The sequence below is a fragment of the Variovorax sp. M-6 genome, assembly GCF_052114385.1.
GTDB lineage: Bacteria > Pseudomonadota > Gammaproteobacteria > Burkholderiales > Burkholderiaceae_C > Variovorax.
In genome coordinates this window covers 84,010-98,445 of record NZ_JBFREQ010000026.1, presented here as the reverse complement: position 1 = coordinate 98,445, position 14,436 = coordinate 84,010, and the positions used below count along the sequence as shown (strand labels likewise).

Below are 14,436 nucleotides of genomic sequence, written 5' to 3'. Positions count from 1 at the left end.
AGCATCCGTGGCCCGTATCCGCGGCCGACGCGGTCGTGTGCATCAACGTGATTCACATCTCCCCGTGGGAGGCCACGCTCGCGTTGATGGCGGGCGTCGGCAGGATACTGCCCGCCGGTGGCGTGCTTGTGACCTACGGCCCGTACATGTGCGGCGGCGCGCATACGTCGCAGAGTAATGAAGCGTTCGACGCGAGCCTGCGCGCAACGGGTTTGCTTGAGCACCAAAGCAGTCCGGACGCCTCAACCCCTTGGGCTCAGCATGGTCGTTGTCCGCGTTCCGCCGACCGACCGACAGCGGCACTCATCAACCCAGTGTCGCGTGCGATGGCCTGTCGTCAACGAGCACCAAATTGGTCTATCCTGTCGTGCCCATCGTTTCACAGGAGGGCGCGAAATGACCGATCCCACAGCGCCGGCGGGGAACGCTGCCTCCGCGCCGGCTGAAGCGCAGGCCGAAGAACAGGCGATCCGCGAGCGGGTGCGCGAACTGACTGCGCAGATGCTGGCGGGCGGTCGCCTCGACACCGAGGGCATCAAGGAAGTCGTGCGGACCATGAGCGGCGGCGTGTCGAAGCCGCCGCTCGAGGGCGCGCAGGCACGCGAGGCCTTCGCGGAGGCGATCCGCGGCCTTGATGAGGCGCTGCACGCTTCATCGCTGGCGACCCACGCGGCACTGCAGGCGCTGGTGGCGCGCGGCAAGGAGTTTTCCGACAACGATCTGAAGAATGCGTTCGCGGCCCTGCAGATACAGCAGCAGGACTACGTCGCGGTCGCCGACCGGATTGCCGATGCCACCACCGGCAACCTGCGCCGTGAACTCGTCGATCTCTCGCTGCATGCGCAGCGTGTCGGCGCAGATGCCAGCGTGCGCTTCGCACAGGTGATGAGCGAATTCGCCAATCGCATCGGCTCGTATCGCGCGGGTTCGGCGCCCGGGATCGACTCCGTGCGCCAATACGGCGCCAACATGACGATGCTCACCAGCGGGCTGCTTGCCGGATTCGCAGACGCGCTGCGCCAGCAGTCAGAAATCAAGAAAGCGAAGTAGGTCGTGCGCGAGGCCAGTGCGGTGCGTGACCTGCCGCGCCTCCACGAGATCAGCCTGGTATTCATCCGCCACGGACTCGGCGATCTCGTGCGGCGGCTCGGCGTCGCCTCGCTCCTGGAGCGCGCCGGCGAAATACTCCATTGGGGCCAAGTGACGCATGGTGCGCAGCTCGAGCCTCAACAGCGACTGCGTCTCGCTCTCGAAGAGCTCGGCCCCACCTTCATCAAGCTGGGGCAGATGCTCTCGCTGCGCGAGGATCTGCTTCCACCGAAGTGGACAACGGAACTCGCGCGCCTGCGCAGTAACGCGGCGCCGGTGCCGTTCGAACAGATCCTGACGGTGATCGAGCGGTCGCTCGGCATGCCGCACGCGGAAGCCTTTGTCGATCTCGAAGGGGAACCGACGGGGGCCGCATCTATCGCGCAAGTACATCGCGCGCGATTGCACGACGGCCGCGCAGTCGTGTTGAAGGTCCGCCGCCCCGGCATCGAAGCCAAGGTAGAGGCCGACCTGCGGCTGCTGTCGCATCTCGCGCAGTTCGTCGAAAAGGAAGTACCCGAAGTGCGCCGCTATCAGCCGGTGCACGTCGTCGAAGAGTTTCGCCGCTCGACAATGCGCGAGCTGGATCTCGCCACCGAGGCGCACAACATCGAGCGCTTTGAACGCAACTTCCGGGGCGAGCCACACGTCCTCATCCCGCACGTCTTCCCGCAGTGGACCAGCGAAGTGATGAACGTGCAGGAGCACATCGACGGCATCAGCGCCGAGGACCTGGCCGCGGTGGAGCGTGCCGGACTCGATCTCAAGTTGCTCGCAGAGCGAGGCGTTGACACCGTGCTCAAGATGATTCTCGAGCATGGCTTCTTCCAGGCCGATCCGCACCCCGGAAACGTGATCTACCTGCCGGGCAATCGCATCGCGATGATCGACTTCGGCATGACCGGCAGGCTGTCGCTTGGGCGCCGCAATCAGATCATGGATTTGCTTGCCGGGATCACGCGCCGCGACAGCGAACCGATGGTCGACGTGCTGCTCGACTGGGCCGGTGCAGAGGCGGTCGATGAAGAAGGGCTCGCCGCCGACGTCGACGAACTCGTGGCCGACTATGGCGACCTGCCAGTCAAAGACATGCGCATCGGCGAATTGATCGGTCGAATCACGGCGATGCTGCGAACGCACGGCATCGTGCTGCCATCCGACCTCACGCTGATGTTCAAGGCGCTGATCACGCTGGAAGGCTCCGGACGAAAATACGATCCGGAGTTTGTGCTCGCCGACCGGCTGAAGCCCTATGTCGAGCGCGCGCTCGCCGCGCGCTACGCGCCGACGGAATTGGGGCGCCGTGGTGGCGCGGGCATCGGCCAGTTTCTCGATCTGATGCGAGCCATGCCGCGCGACCTTGCGCGGCTGCTCAAGGATGCGCGCCACGGCCGCCTGCGGATGGATCTCGATCTGAAGCGGCTCGACATCTTCGTGCTCAAGCTCGACCGTACGATCAACCGCATCACCATCGGCATCATGACCGCCTCGGTCGTCATCGGCTCATCGATCGTGATGACGGTCACCTCCGGTCCGCAAGTCTTCGGCATCCCGATCTTCACGGTGCTTGGCTCGTTTGGCTATCTGCTCGCATTCGTGAACAGCGTGTGGGTCGTGCTGTCGATTTGGCGTACGCGGTCGCACTGAGAGCGGCCAGGCACTTGGGGCGCGGTTCGCTCGATGAGATCGCGCGCATGTTCGCGCCCGAAGGGCAGCCGCGCATCGACCGCCACGTCGACGACTAACTGAAAATCCACTATTAGTTTCGATATTACGGAACAACGACCGCTGCGCGTCGCTGAAGGCATTTGTTTCGGTATACCGGAACAATTTCGCTCGAACGGTAGGCATCTCAGCCCACACAGTCGTGTAGTCGGGCGTTCGCCGCTCCTGCTTCATTTCCCAGTCGCGCTGGTATTTCCCGTTCGGCGCCGCAGCCTGCGTGTTGCTCAGCACGTGCCGTGTCGCACGGCGTACTGCACCATCTCCGAGTTCGAGGTGATACCCAGCTTCTCGAGCACACGCTTGCGATAGGTGCTGACGGACTTCACGTGTATGTCGAGTTCTACGGCGATCGCGGTGAGCGAGCACCCCTCCACGATGAGCGTGAAAATCTGCGTCTCGCGCAGCGAGAAGCCGGTGTGCGGCGGGGCATCTTCGGCCTGAGCATCGACCTCCACCACGGGCAACGAGCTGTCGGTGAAGGATGGGACCACGGTCTGACTGCCTTTCATCACGGTGCGCACGGCGTTGATCAGGTCGGGTGCCTCCATGTCCTTGGTGATGTAGCCGCGCGCACCACTGCCGAGGGCGCGGCGCGCGTACTGTGGCTCGGCGTACATGCTGAGCATCACCGTACGCACTTTGGGGTGGCGCTTGCAGATGATTTCGAGCACCTCCAGGCCGCTGCGCCCGGGCAGGTTGATGTCGAGCAACACCACGTCGACCGGCAGGCGGGCGAGCTGCGCCAGACCATCGGCCCATTCGCCGGCCTCGCCGATCACGCGCATGTCGGGCTCGTCTTCGAGCACCTTGCGCAAGCCCGAGCGGAACAGCGTATGGTCGTCGATGGTCAGGATGTTGATCATGCGACTCCTTTGTCGCTGCGCAGCGGCAGATTGAGAGCGAGGCGCGTTCCGGCGCCCGGCTGCGAGTCGATGAGCAGGTACCCGCCAAGTTCGGTGGCCCGTTCACGCATGGTCAGGAGCCCGAGCGCGTGGTGATCGGGCGAGGGTGTCTGCTCACGCCGCACGTCCATGCCGCAGCCGTCGTCGGCGACTTCAAGACGCAACTGCGCGGCATCCGCCAGCAAACGCACCGTGACGCAAGAAGCGCCGGAATGGCGGGCCACGTTGGTGATGGCCTCCTGGAAGATCCGAAACACGCCGATGGCGTAGTGCGCAAACAGCTCTGTCGGCGGGGGCACGCACTCGAACACCACGCGCATCGACGAACGCTTGCGAAAGGCGTTGAGGTGGCTCGCCATCGCGGCTTGCAGGCCGAGGTGGTCGAGCGCCTGCGGGTGCAGCGATTCGGCGATGGCGCGCACGTTGCCGATGGCTTCGTTGACCAGCAGGTTCAGGTCATCGGAGATCTCGTTCACCGCGGTGTTGCACGCATGGCGGTTCAGGCGACTCACGTTGAGTTTCATCGAGGTCAGGATGCCGCCCAGCACGTCGTGCAGCTCACGCGCGTGGTGGTGCCGCTGCTCTTCGCGCACCGTGTTGAGGTAGTTCACCAGCTTCCGGTACTGCTCGCGCGACTTGCGCAACTCCTCGGCGCGCAGCACCTGGTCGGTGACGTTGATGCCCACGCCGACCACGGCCTGGCGCCCGCGGTACTCCATGCCCGAACCCTGCACCTCGATGAAGATCGTCTCGCCGTTGCGATGCCGACCCTGCGTGATGAAGCGCATGCTCTTCACGTCGCCTGAGATGCGCCGGTGGTAGCGCTCCATCACCTCGTCGACGAACCCTGTGGCCACGAAGTCGCGCAAGGCATGGCCGATCATTTCGTCGGCGACGTAGCCCACCATGCCAGCAAAGGTGGCGTTGCAGTATTGGAAAACCTCGTCCTGGATGATGTAGAAGCCCGCGAGCGACTGCTCCACGATGCCCTGGAAAGGCACCAGCTCGGCGCTCCATGTCAACGGTTTCGGCTCGTTCATGGCGGGTCAGTATGCGCTGCACCGGCTCCAACCAGCCGGCGCAGCGCAGACGGTACGAAGCGACTCAGCTAGCGGGCCGCCCTTGATCACCGCGGCTGAAATCACACACGCCGCCCGGGAAGACCCGGTTCAACCAGGCCATTTGGCCGGCCGTGAAGGCGGCCATGCCATAGGTACCGTCGGCGAGCGCTGTGGCCACAGGCTTGAGCGCGCACTTGAAGATGTCACCCTTGATCGACTCACCGGCTTCCATGCGCGGGCTGGTGAAGGTCGGGTAGGCCGTCGTGCAGGCGCCGGGTGGATTGCGGTTCAGGATGCCGTCCCACACCGCGGGGCCCGACGCGATCGGTGTGCCGGTTGCGTCGACGCACTTGTCGACGAAGCCAGCCGGTGCTGTACCGGCGCTGAGATAGGCATCCATCGTGCTCAGCGCGTCGGCCATACGGGCGGGCAGGTCGGCGTTGGAGCCGGTGAACCACACCACCTGGTTCTTCACCTCGCTCGGGTTGCCGGCGGCCAGCCGCGCACGCGCCGAGAACGATTGGCGCGTATTGTGGATGTTCAGCTCAGGCTCGAGGTAGGGCCGCAGGTCGATCATCGGGATGCCCATGCGCTGGCCGGTGAACACGTGGCCCGAGGTGTAGGCTGCCCGCATCGCCGACAGGGCGCCCACGCGGCGAGGCGCCGGCGTACCGGCTTCCAGGCGGCAGGTTGCGCTGCGGTTGATGTTGTTCGCGTCGTAGATGTCGGCGGCGAGGCCCCAGGGCACGAAGTCGCTTTGCTCCTTCCAGCCGCCGGCGCAGGAGTTGATGCGCAGGAACTCGGCCGGGCTGATCTGCCCGCGGGTCAGCGCGCCCAATCCGTATTGCACGCCGGCGTTGTCCAAGGGGATCGGTGCGTAGCCATTGGCGTCAGTGCCGTAGATGGTCTGCAGGTCGTTCCAGTGGGTCCACTTCACCTTGTCGAACACGTTGGCAGGGTAGCCATAGGACGCGGCCAGGGCGTTGTAGCCGGCGTTGCGATAGTGCGGGTTGAGCACGGTGGGGACGGTGGTACCCCAGGCGTTGATGCACTCCGTCGAACCCACGCCCTTAGTCAGTGAGTTCTGCACCGTGTCGCTGGAGTTCGTGCCCTGCACGATCTTGTGGTTGCTCCAGGTGGCCCACGGCGATGCGGGGTCGAGAACAACCTCGTCCGCGAAGTACTTGCCGAGCAGCGGGCAATCGGAGGCCGGAATGGTCTGCGTCACCATGTCGGGGAACGACTCGATCGGGATGCCGCCATCGAGCAGCCCCGGCCTGTTCTGCGCGAACACGTACTGCTGCACTGCACCACCCGAGATGCCCAGGCCGATGGTGAAGCGCGGCTTGCCGTAGGTTTGCGCGAAGTGAGCCTTGGTCATCAGCGCCGTTTCCTCGGCCAGGCGCAGGTTGTAGTGCGCGCCGGTTTCGTTGCCGCTGGAGCTGACGACTGCGAAGCCCTGCTCCAGGATCTTGGGCATCAGGATGCGTTCGTCGCCGTAGAGGCCGTTGTTGAACCACAGGGCCGTGCTTTGCTGGTGGCCAATGCCAACGCCGCCGCGCAGCCAGTACACCAACTTCTCGTTCCATGCCGACTTGTCGAGCGTGGCCGGGGTCGTGGTGGCCTCGGCGAAGGGCGCGAGCATCGCGATGGTGTACATGAAGCGATTGATCGTGCCGGCTTCCACGCGCACGATGAAGGGCACGGTAGCGCCCTTCACGGTGGTAGTTCGCATGTCGGCCGGCGGCGTGACGAACTGGGTTGCCGGATCAAAGGGCTTGAAGTTGCTGCCGTCGTAATAGAAGTAGCCAATTCGCGTCTTGATGCTGCAAGTCTTGCTGTGGCCGCGGAGCGGGCTGTTGATGTCACCCGCAACCTGGAACACCGGGTGGCCTTCGCCGTTGTGGTTGTCGACCTCGGGCTGGCCGAGCCCCGATTCGGTCGTGCGGCACAGGAAAGGCAGTTGCTGCGGGCCGGAGAACACCGGGCCTGTCGGACCTTGGTCACCGACCCAGAACTTCAGGCCGCTGACGCCCGCCAGCGGGTCGGACTCGCCAGCGGGCTGAGAGACGTTCGGGCCGCTCACGCCCGCGGGCGGGGAGACGTTCGGGCCGCTCGCGCCCGCGGGCGGGGAGACGTTCGGGCCGCTCACGCCCGCGAGCGGAAAGGTGTTGTTACCGCCGCCGCCACACGCACCCAGCAGGGCGGTGAGCACGAGAGGGGCGAGCGCAAAACGGGTACGACCGCGTTGGCGGTCTGAAAAATTCCACATCGACTTGTCTCCTGTGAGCTGAACGTGTTCCAGAGGCAGCCGGGCATTCTGGAAGCTGTCTCCAAGAGCGACAAGTCAGCGTCTTCTGACAGGGGGAACCCGCACTCCGCTTCGGCACGACCCATGAGAAAGACTCTTTGCGCGTGCACCCAGGGGCGCTTGCCAACCACTCCTCGCCCCCGTCTGTCAATTGCCCCATGAGGCACTTACCAGAGCCGATGTGCCCATGCAGAATAAATATTCATACGAGCCTGGACCGAGGCCGCTGGTCGCGCACCGGCTGACCTCAAGCATTAAGAGGAATCAGACGATGAATGAAAAAACGACGCGCCGAAATGCAGTTTTCGCCGTGACATTGGGGGCGCTGGGCACATGGGTTCCGAGCGCTCACGCGGCCGATGGCCTCCTGCTCGGCCTCAAGGAAAAAATCGAAGACGGCGTCGCGGAGATCGAGACCGACGTCAAGGCGCGACAGGCGCGCGACCTCGCGATCGAGGCCTACGTCTACGCCTACCCGCTGGTGACGATGGAACTGACCCGCCGCACCTTCGTCAACGTTGTGGAGCCCGATGCGACCAAGGCGCCGATGGGCCAGTTCCTCAAGCTGCGCGGCTATCCGGCGGTGGACAACCACGCGGTCACCGCGCCGAATGCCGACACGCTCTACACCATCATCTGGCTGGACGTGACGAAGGAGCCCTGGATCATTTCCACGCCCGACATGAAGGGCCGCTTTTTCCTGCTGCCAATGCTGGACGGCTGGACCAACGTCTTCGATGTTCCCGGCAAGCGCACGACCGGCACCGGCCCACAGAAATTCGCCATCACCGGTCCGGGCTGGAAGGGAACCCTGCCGCCGGGAGTCAAGCAGTACAAGTCGCCCACCGGCATGGTGTGGTTGCTCGGCCGCATTTACTGCACCGGCACGCCGGAAGACTACGCGGAGGTCCATGCGCTGCAGGACCAGATGACGGCGGTGCCGCTGTCTTCCTACGGCAAGCCGTTCACGCCGCCGCCGGGCACGGTCGACCCAAGCGTCGACACCAAGACCGCGGTGCGCGACCAGGTCGACGCGATGGATGCCGCAAGCTTCTTCGCGCTGTTCGCGCAGTTGATGAAGACCAATCCACCGGCCGCGGCCGACGCGCCGATGGTCGCCAAGCTGGCAAAGCTCGGCATCGTGCCAGGCAAGGATTTCGACGCTTCCAAGCTCGACCCCTCGGTCCAGAAAGGCTTGTCGAAGGCGCCCAAGCCGGCCCAGGCCAAGATCATGGGCTGGATGAAGAGGGGCCTGGTGTCCGGCGACCTGAAGCTCAAGAACGGCTGGACCTTCACCACGAAGACCGGCCTCTACGGCACCAACTACATCCAGCGGGCCTTGATCACCGCGATCGGCCTCGGCGCCAACCGGCCCCAGGACGCGGTCTATCCGACTTCCACCGGGCCCGACATCCTGCAGAAGTACCACGGCTCGAAGAAGTACGTGCTGCGCTTCCCGAAGGGCCAGCTGCCACCGGTCAACGGCTTCTGGTCATTGACGATGTACGACACCGACTACTTCTTCGTACCCAACCCGATCAATCGCTACACCGTCAGCCAGCGCAACAAGCTCAAGACCAATGCCGACGGGTCGGTCGACCTCTACATCCAGAACGAGTCGCCCGGTGCGGACAAGGAGGGCAACTGGCTGCCCGCGCCAAAGGACGGTTTCATCCTGATGATGCGTCTCTACTGGCCGAAGGAAACCCCGCCGAGTCTGCTGGACGGTAGTTGGACGATTCCGCGCGCCAAGGAAGTCTGATCTGCGCTGGGCCAGCGAGCGGTTCGGAGCCAAAGGAAATTCTCAGGACCGTTTGGCGGCGCCGTGACTTGCCGTGCGTCTGCGCGACGCCAGGCAGGGACTCCGTTGCGGTCGTCGCTGCTGACAACCACGGCAAAGCGACGCCCGGCAGCGCCCGCCCGACCCGCCGGCGCGCTCCCTATTTACGCGAATGCTGCGCGACGTACTCCTTCAGCACTCCGTCCATCCGGGACTGCCAGCCGTCGCTGCAACGTGACGCCACCTCACACGGCCATGCGCGACGGCTTGCGGCACGCTTGCGCGCCACCTCTGGCCGGGCAGCGCGCCGGCCGCACTGGGTCCAAGGACTTCGGCTACGCTCGCCGCCTAACCAAACAGAGACGACACGGATGAATTCGATGACGATCAAGACGCCAGGAGGCGTGCTGGTGAGAGTGCTGGCTGCGATCGACGGCTTCCACGCACTTTTTGGCACCTGGCCTGACGTCATCGAGGCGCCCCAGGAGACCATCGCAGATCTCGAGAATCATTGCCTGACCCCACTCGGCCTGGAGCGCTTGTGCGGCAAGCTCACGCTCAAGCCATGCGAGGAAATCACGGTCGTTGCCTCGGGCCGCGATGGAGCCGACCGCTTCGACTACGGAGCAAGTGCGCAGCCGCATGGCACATATCCGGCGGTCGCTGGCAAATGGCTGGGACTGGATGGTTCGGGGGGCGGAGCGCCCGCACCGATGGCGACCGAAAAAACCCTCAATTCGACGTCGATGAGCGACTACTCGTCCCAGATCGTCTACGTGCTGACCAATCCAGCAATGCCGGGGCTGGTCAAGATCGGCAAGACCACCCAGATGGAGGTGGAGATGCGGATGAAGCAGCTGTTTGGCACCGGCGTTCCGGTGCCGTTCGACTGCGCGTTCGCCTGCCAGGTGAAGGACGCGCACGAGGTGGAGCGGGCCCTTCATTTCGCCTTCGGCAACGACCGCATCAATCCGAATCGCGAGTTCTTTCGCATCGAGTCGGAGCGGGTTGTCGCGGTCTTGAAGCTCCTGGAGGTGAAGGACATCACCGGCCAGGTCGAGCAGCAGATCGAGGCCGACGTCACCTCGGCGGACAAGCAGTCCGCCCAGCAGATGAAGGACCGTCGTCCGCGCATGAATTTCAGCGACCTCGGGATCCCCGCGGGCTCCATCCTGCTCTCAAGAGATGGCCAGGCGGAGGCCCAGGTTGTGAGCGAGACCAGGGTGGTCTACCAAGGCGAAGAGCAGTCGCTGACGTCCGCGACCCGAAAGGTTCTCGGACTCGCGCCCGACACCGCGATCCAGCCGTCGCCCTACTGGACGTTCAACGGGACGAGCGTGAAAAAGCTCTACGAAGAATTCCACGACTCGGCCAGCGAGTAGCAAGTCGGCGGCCGACTCTGCGGGCGCATCAGTACCCGAGCGCCTGCCCGGTGTTGCGGCGTGGATCGTTGGCGCCGTAGAACCGGTTGCCGGCCACCGGCTTGCCGCCCAGCGAGGGGGCGCCGACGATGATCGCCGCAAGGTGGTTTGCCGGCTGGGGCGCGCCCAGGTTGTGGCCCATCTCGGTCAGGATCTTGCGCGTGTCGGGGCTGAATGCGAAGGTCTCGACGTTGGTCACGTCGGGCAGCCATTGCTGGTGGAAGCGCGGTGCGTCCACGGCTTCCTGCACGTTCATGCCGTAGTCCACCACGTTCAGGATGGTGAGCAGCACCGCCGTGATGATGCGGCTGCCGCCGGGCGTGCCGACGACGAACACGGGCTTGCCGTCCTTGGTCACGATGGTCGGGCTCATCGAGCTCAGCGGACGCTTGCCAGGGGCGATGGCGTTGGCTTCGCCCTGCACCAGGCCGTAGAGATTGGGCACGCCGATCTTCGAGGTGAAGTCGTCCATCTCGTCGTTCAGCAACACGCCGGTCTTGGCGGCCGTGATCTTGGCGCCGAACCAGTCATTCAGCGTGTAGGTCACTGACACCGCATTGCCCCACTTGTCGGCGATCGAGTAGTGCGTGGTGTTGTTGCCTTCATGCGGCGGCACGCCCGGCTTGAGATCCTTGGAGACGCCGGCCTTCTTCGAGTCGATGACGGCCCGGATCTTCTCCGCATAGTTCTTGTCGAGCAGGCGGTCGAGCGGGTTCTTCACGAAGTCCGGATCGCCGAGGTAGCTGTTGCGGTCCACGTAGGCGTGGCGCATGGCTTCGATCTGATAGTGCACGGCCTGGGCCGAGTGGTAGCCCAATTCCTGGAGCGGATAGCCCTCGAGGATGTTGAGTATCTCGCAGATGATCACGCCGCCCGAGCTCGGCGGGGGCGCCGACACGAGGTGGTAGCCGCGGTAGTCGCACTCGACGGGCGCCAGTTCACGGGTCTTGTACTGGTTGAGGTCGGCCTGCGTGATCAGGCCCTTGCCGGCCTGGCTCGACGCCACGATGGCGTTGCCGACCCAGCCCTTGTAGAAGCCGTCCGTGCCCTTGACGCTGATTTCCCTCAACGTCTTCGCGAGGTCCTTCTGGACCAGCTTCTGGCCGGCCACGAACGGCTTGCCCTTGTTCAGGAAAATGGCACCCGACGCGGGGTCTTCCTTGAAGTCGGCCGTGGCGGTGTTGAGCAGGTCGACGTCGCCCTGTTCCAGCGCGAAGCCCTCGTCGGCCAGCCGGATCGACGGGGCGATCAGCGCGGCGCGCTTCATGGTGCCGTACTTCTCGCGCGCGTACTCCATGCCCGAGACGCTGCCGGGCACGCCCACGGCGAGGTGGCCCTTGGTGCTCAGGCCCTTGATGACGTTGCCTTCCTTGTCGAGGTACATGTTGGCGGTGGCGGCCAGGGGTGCCTTCTCGCGGAAGTCGAGGAAGGTCTTGCGGCCGTCGGCCAATTGCACGGTCATGAATCCGCCGCCGCCGAGGTTGCCCGCCGCCGGATACACCACAGCCAGCGCGTAGCCCACGGCGACGGCCGCGTCGACCGCGTTGCCGCCGCGCTTGAGCACGTCGGCGCCGACCTTGCTTGCGAGGTGCTGCGCGCTCACGACCATGCCGTTTTCGGCCGCAACGGGCGATTGCGAGAATGCATGCAGCTGCCCTGCGACCAATGCAAGCGCCGCCGCGACGGTGTAGCGCAAGTTTGAAGTCCACTGAAATTGTTTCACGGTCTTTCTCCTGTTGAACAATGTGACGAGTGAATTCGCCTGCAGCACGGGGCTCGACCGCCATCATGCGCTTCATTGACGGATTTGGGATCTCCTCATCAAGCTGGACAGGCCCCTTCGCCGTCGCTGATGTGGTCCTGATCCCTTCCGAGCCGGCGAAGCTTCAAGTCATTCGAAGTCGCGCCGGCTTCAATTCGCGATCGGCGCTCCAGGCAGCGCCTGGGGCTGCACGCTGCTCGGAGCTGGACTGCCCAGGAAGTTCTGCGTCACCACTCCGCCGAGCTTCACCATGTAGTTCTCGCCATCGATCATGTGCGCGAGCATGGCTTCGCGGGCCGCATGACCGTCCTTGCGCTTGACGCGCAGCAGCGGATTTGCGCCCCGCTCGTGGCGTCGTTGGGGCTGTGGGGAGGGAGCGTGGCCCCCGCCCAGGTCTCGGACGGCATGGTTCGCGTCGGCGTGCTGACGGACATGTCGGGGCCGTTTGCCGATCTCAGCGGCGCCGGTGAGGTCAGCTCGGTAAAAATGGCGGTCGAGGACTTCGGCGGCCGCGTGCTCGGCAACCCGCCGACCCGCTCCCTATCTACGCGAATGCTGCGCGACGTACTCCTTCAGCACTCCGTCCATCCGGGACTGCCAGCCGTCGCCCGTCGCCCGAAAGAAGTCGACCACCTCCTGGCTGTACCGAACCGACAGCAGCACCTTGCTGGATGCCGAGCCTTCTCCGGCGGCTCAGCCGCGTGGGCACCTCGCTCGCCTGCTGCGACGTTGCCCACGCCCTCAGCAAACGGCGAGATCCGTGTGGCCGAAGCCCTTGGAGTAGTCGAGAACGGAAATGACCGTAGGTGTGACGCGGAACAGGCGGACCTCGTCCGGGCCCGGCATTTTCATGGGCAGAGGCCCTGCGTCGGGGTATTTCAGCGGCAGCATGCGCAGGACTTTCTCCGCTTCTGCCCGATCATCCACCGCACGCGCACGCGCGGCCATCGACAGGCCGGTGATCGCCATCAAATCCGCCGTGTCGTGATCAATCGTCAGCGAGAGCCGGTCATCTCGCGCCAGGTTTCTTGCCTTCTGACTGTCCAGCCCGCAGAGAAAGTACAGGGTCAGGCCTTCGTTCACATAGCCAACGGTCGTTGCCTGCGGCCAGCCATCCGGACGCAGCGTCGCGACTGTCATGATTCGATGCTGATCCAGCAGCGCCAGGATCTTCCTTCTGATTTCGTCGTCCATGTATCACCTCCGCGAGAGTCAAGAGGGGGAGCGTTCAACGGATATTCTGGGATGGTTCGGCCGCGCGGCCTTGACTGCGATCAAGGCCTGAGCACCTGCTTTGCGGTGGGTCAAACGCTTGTCGCGGGGCCTCCCGATGCTGCGGCCTGCGCGCGTCATCCTCACCGTGGACGATGTAACGCACTGTTCGCCGCCCGCATGATGGCGCCGCCGCAGAATCCCCGCAGAATTGCGATCCTCATTCCACGCCCGTACCACGACCACTGCGCACCCATGCAATTCAAATGGATGGAAGACTTCATCGCGCTGGCGCAGACGCGCAGCTTCACCCGCGCCGCCGAGCTGCGCCACGTCACGCACCCCGCCTTCGGTCGCCGCATCCGCGCGCTGGAGTCCTGGGCCGGCACGGCACTGGTGGAACGCGGCAGCAGCCCGGTGGCGCTGACGGCGGCGGGCGAGAGCTTCCTGGAAAACGCCAGCCAGACGGTGCGCAGCGTCGAAGGTTCGCGCGAAGAGATGCAGAACGTGGCCGGCCGACAGGCCCGCACGGTGACGGTGGCCACCGGCCGTACCCTGGCGCGCACGGTCATGGCCGACTGGCTGGTGCGGGTGCAGCCCGTGCTGCGCCACGGTGAAGTCCGCATCCTGACCGCCGCACTGGCAGGGACGGTCCGGATGCTGGAGAACAACGAGGTGGACTTCTCGCTGATCTATCACCATTCGGCCCTCACCTTCCGGCTCGATGCCCGGCAGTTCACCCATGTGACGGTGGCATCCGACAAGCTGGTGCCGGTGTCGCGCGCCGATGCACAGGGCGGCGCGATGCATGCCTTTGGCGGCGCCGACGAGGTGCCTTTCCTGGCCTATGCCCGGACGCTGGCGATGGGCCGCCTGGTGGAAGACCATCTCGCGAACAACCCGCAGGCGCCGCGCCTTCGGCGTTGCATCGAATGCGATTCGGCGGATGCGCTGTACGAATATGTGCTCAGGGGCTTGGGCGTGGCGTGGCTGCCCTGGTCGATGGTGCAAGGCGACTGCAAGTCCGGCCGCCTGGTCCTGCCGGCAGGACGTCGCATGGAAGTGCGCTTCGAGGTTCGCCTGTACCGCCCCAAACGCCGTCTGGGCCCACTGGCCGAGGACATGTGGCGCGCCATTGCGTCGCGCTGATCTGTTGCACAAAACAGCACTGGA

At 64.8% G+C, this 14,436-nt stretch carries 12 protein-coding genes and 2 pseudogenes; 6 read left to right on the top strand and 8 right to left on the bottom strand.

The features are described 5' to 3' along the window. The 3 genes and pseudogenes from AB4Z46_RS25680 to AB4Z46_RS25670 all read left to right on the top strand — a co-directional run. Positions 1-203, top strand: a pseudogene (locus tag AB4Z46_RS25680) (DUF938 domain-containing protein); the annotation flags it as partial. Between the two features lie 193 nt (positions 204-396). After that, positions 397-1,050: a DUF6781 family protein gene (locus tag AB4Z46_RS25675; RefSeq protein ID WP_442286375.1), complete on the top strand. Its 654-nt coding sequence runs from the start codon at positions 397-399 to the stop codon at positions 1,048-1,050. Positions 1,051-1,053: 3 nt separating this feature from the next. Next, positions 1,054-2,736 (top strand): ABC1 kinase family protein, encoded by a 1,683-nt coding sequence (locus tag AB4Z46_RS25670; RefSeq protein WP_442286374.1) that lies wholly within the window; start codon positions 1,054-1,056, stop codon positions 2,734-2,736. A 204-nt stretch (positions 2,737-2,940) separates the two neighbouring features. On the opposite strand, the pseudogene AB4Z46_RS25665 reads toward AB4Z46_RS25670, so the two are convergent. The 4 genes and pseudogenes from AB4Z46_RS25665 to AB4Z46_RS25650 form a co-directional block, all read right to left on the bottom strand. Beyond that, positions 2,941-3,045 (bottom strand): annotated as a pseudogene (locus AB4Z46_RS25665) (DUF4113 domain-containing protein); the annotation flags it as partial. Further along, the gene (locus AB4Z46_RS25660) at positions 3,039-3,677 is read right to left on the bottom strand and encodes a response regulator (protein WP_442286373.1); all 639 of its coding nucleotides are present in this window, start codon (positions 3,675-3,677) and stop codon (positions 3,039-3,041) included. The gene AB4Z46_RS25660 and the pseudogene AB4Z46_RS25665, both read right to left, overlap by 7 nt. After that, on the bottom strand, positions 3,674-4,756 hold the full coding sequence (locus AB4Z46_RS25655; protein ID WP_442286372.1) for a PAS domain-containing sensor histidine kinase: 1,083 nt from the start codon (positions 4,754-4,756) through the stop codon (positions 3,674-3,676). Before AB4Z46_RS25655 ends, AB4Z46_RS25660 begins: the two co-directional genes overlap by 4 nt. A gap of 64 nt (positions 4,757-4,820) precedes the next feature. Continuing rightward, positions 4,821-6,992 (bottom strand): DUF6351 family protein, encoded by a 2,172-nt coding sequence (locus AB4Z46_RS25650; protein WP_442286371.1) that lies wholly within the window; start codon positions 6,990-6,992, stop codon positions 4,821-4,823. A gap of 367 nt (positions 6,993-7,359) precedes the next feature. Here AB4Z46_RS25650 and AB4Z46_RS25645 point away from each other — a divergent pair, with 367 nt between their 5' ends. Both AB4Z46_RS25645 and AB4Z46_RS25640 read left to right on the top strand, forming a co-directional pair. Beyond that, a complete protein-coding gene (locus AB4Z46_RS25645) occupies positions 7,360-8,850 on the top strand; it encodes a DUF1254 domain-containing protein (RefSeq protein WP_442286370.1) in 1,491 nt (496 codons plus the stop codon). Next, positions 8,820-10,250, top strand: coding sequence for a GIY-YIG nuclease family protein (locus AB4Z46_RS25640; protein ID WP_442286369.1), 1,431 nt, complete (start codon positions 8,820-8,822; stop codon positions 10,248-10,250). The genes AB4Z46_RS25645 and AB4Z46_RS25640 overlap by 31 nt, the downstream gene beginning before the upstream one ends. A 28-nt stretch (positions 10,251-10,278) precedes the next feature. Here AB4Z46_RS25640 and ggt read toward each other — a convergent pair whose 3' ends face one another. From ggt to AB4Z46_RS25620, 4 genes are all read right to left on the bottom strand, one after another. After that, positions 10,279-11,898, bottom strand: a complete 1,620-nt coding sequence (gene ggt / locus AB4Z46_RS25635) for a gamma-glutamyltransferase (RefSeq protein WP_442286377.1) — start codon at positions 11,896-11,898, stop codon at positions 10,279-10,281. 303 nt (positions 11,899-12,201) lie between these two features. After that, entirely contained in the window at positions 12,202-12,336 is a 135-nt protein-coding gene (locus tag AB4Z46_RS25630; protein WP_442286368.1) for a hypothetical protein, read from the bottom strand. Positions 12,337-12,591: 255 nt separating this feature from the next. Further along, positions 12,592-12,714, bottom strand: coding sequence for a BrnA antitoxin family protein (locus AB4Z46_RS25625; protein ID WP_442286367.1), 123 nt, complete (start codon positions 12,712-12,714; stop codon positions 12,592-12,594). 78 nt (positions 12,715-12,792) lie between these two features. Beyond that, on the bottom strand, positions 12,793-13,245 hold the full coding sequence (locus tag AB4Z46_RS25620; RefSeq protein WP_442286366.1) for a pyridoxamine 5'-phosphate oxidase family protein: 453 nt from the start codon (positions 13,243-13,245) through the stop codon (positions 12,793-12,795). A 273-nt stretch (positions 13,246-13,518) separates the two neighbouring features. Between AB4Z46_RS25620 and AB4Z46_RS25615 the strand changes: the two genes are divergently transcribed. Beyond that, on the top strand, positions 13,519-14,412 hold the full coding sequence (locus tag AB4Z46_RS25615) for a LysR family transcriptional regulator (protein ID WP_442286365.1): 894 nt from the start codon (positions 13,519-13,521) through the stop codon (positions 14,410-14,412). Positions 14,413-14,436 lie beyond the last annotated feature (24 nt).

Excerpts from the sequence above, each read along its gene's own strand:
- AB4Z46_RS25615 (WP_442286365.1), top strand. The coding sequence starts at position 13,519 with ATGCAATTCAAATGGATGGAAGACTTCATCGCGCTGGCGCAGACGCGC.
- AB4Z46_RS25660 (WP_442286373.1), bottom strand. The coding sequence starts at position 3,677 with ATGATCAACATCCTGACCATCGACGACCATACGCTGTTCCGCTCGGGC.
- AB4Z46_RS25675 (WP_442286375.1), top strand. The coding sequence starts at position 397 with ATGACCGATCCCACAGCGCCGGCGGGGAACGCTGCCTCCGCGCCGGCT.
- ggt (WP_442286377.1), bottom strand. The coding sequence starts at position 11,898 with ATGGTCGTGAGCGCGCAGCACCTCGCAAGCAAGGTCGGCGCCGACGTG.
- AB4Z46_RS25630 (WP_442286368.1), bottom strand. The coding sequence starts at position 12,336 with ATGCTCGCGCACATGATCGATGGCGAGAACTACATGGTGAAGCTCGGC.
- AB4Z46_RS25655 (WP_442286372.1), bottom strand. The coding sequence starts at position 4,756 with ATGAACGAGCCGAAACCGTTGACATGGAGCGCCGAGCTGGTGCCTTTC.
- AB4Z46_RS25620 (WP_442286366.1), bottom strand. The coding sequence starts at position 13,245 with ATGGACGACGAAATCAGAAGGAAGATCCTGGCGCTGCTGGATCAGCAT.
- AB4Z46_RS25645 (WP_442286370.1), top strand. The coding sequence starts at position 7,360 with ATGAATGAAAAAACGACGCGCCGAAATGCAGTTTTCGCCGTGACATTG.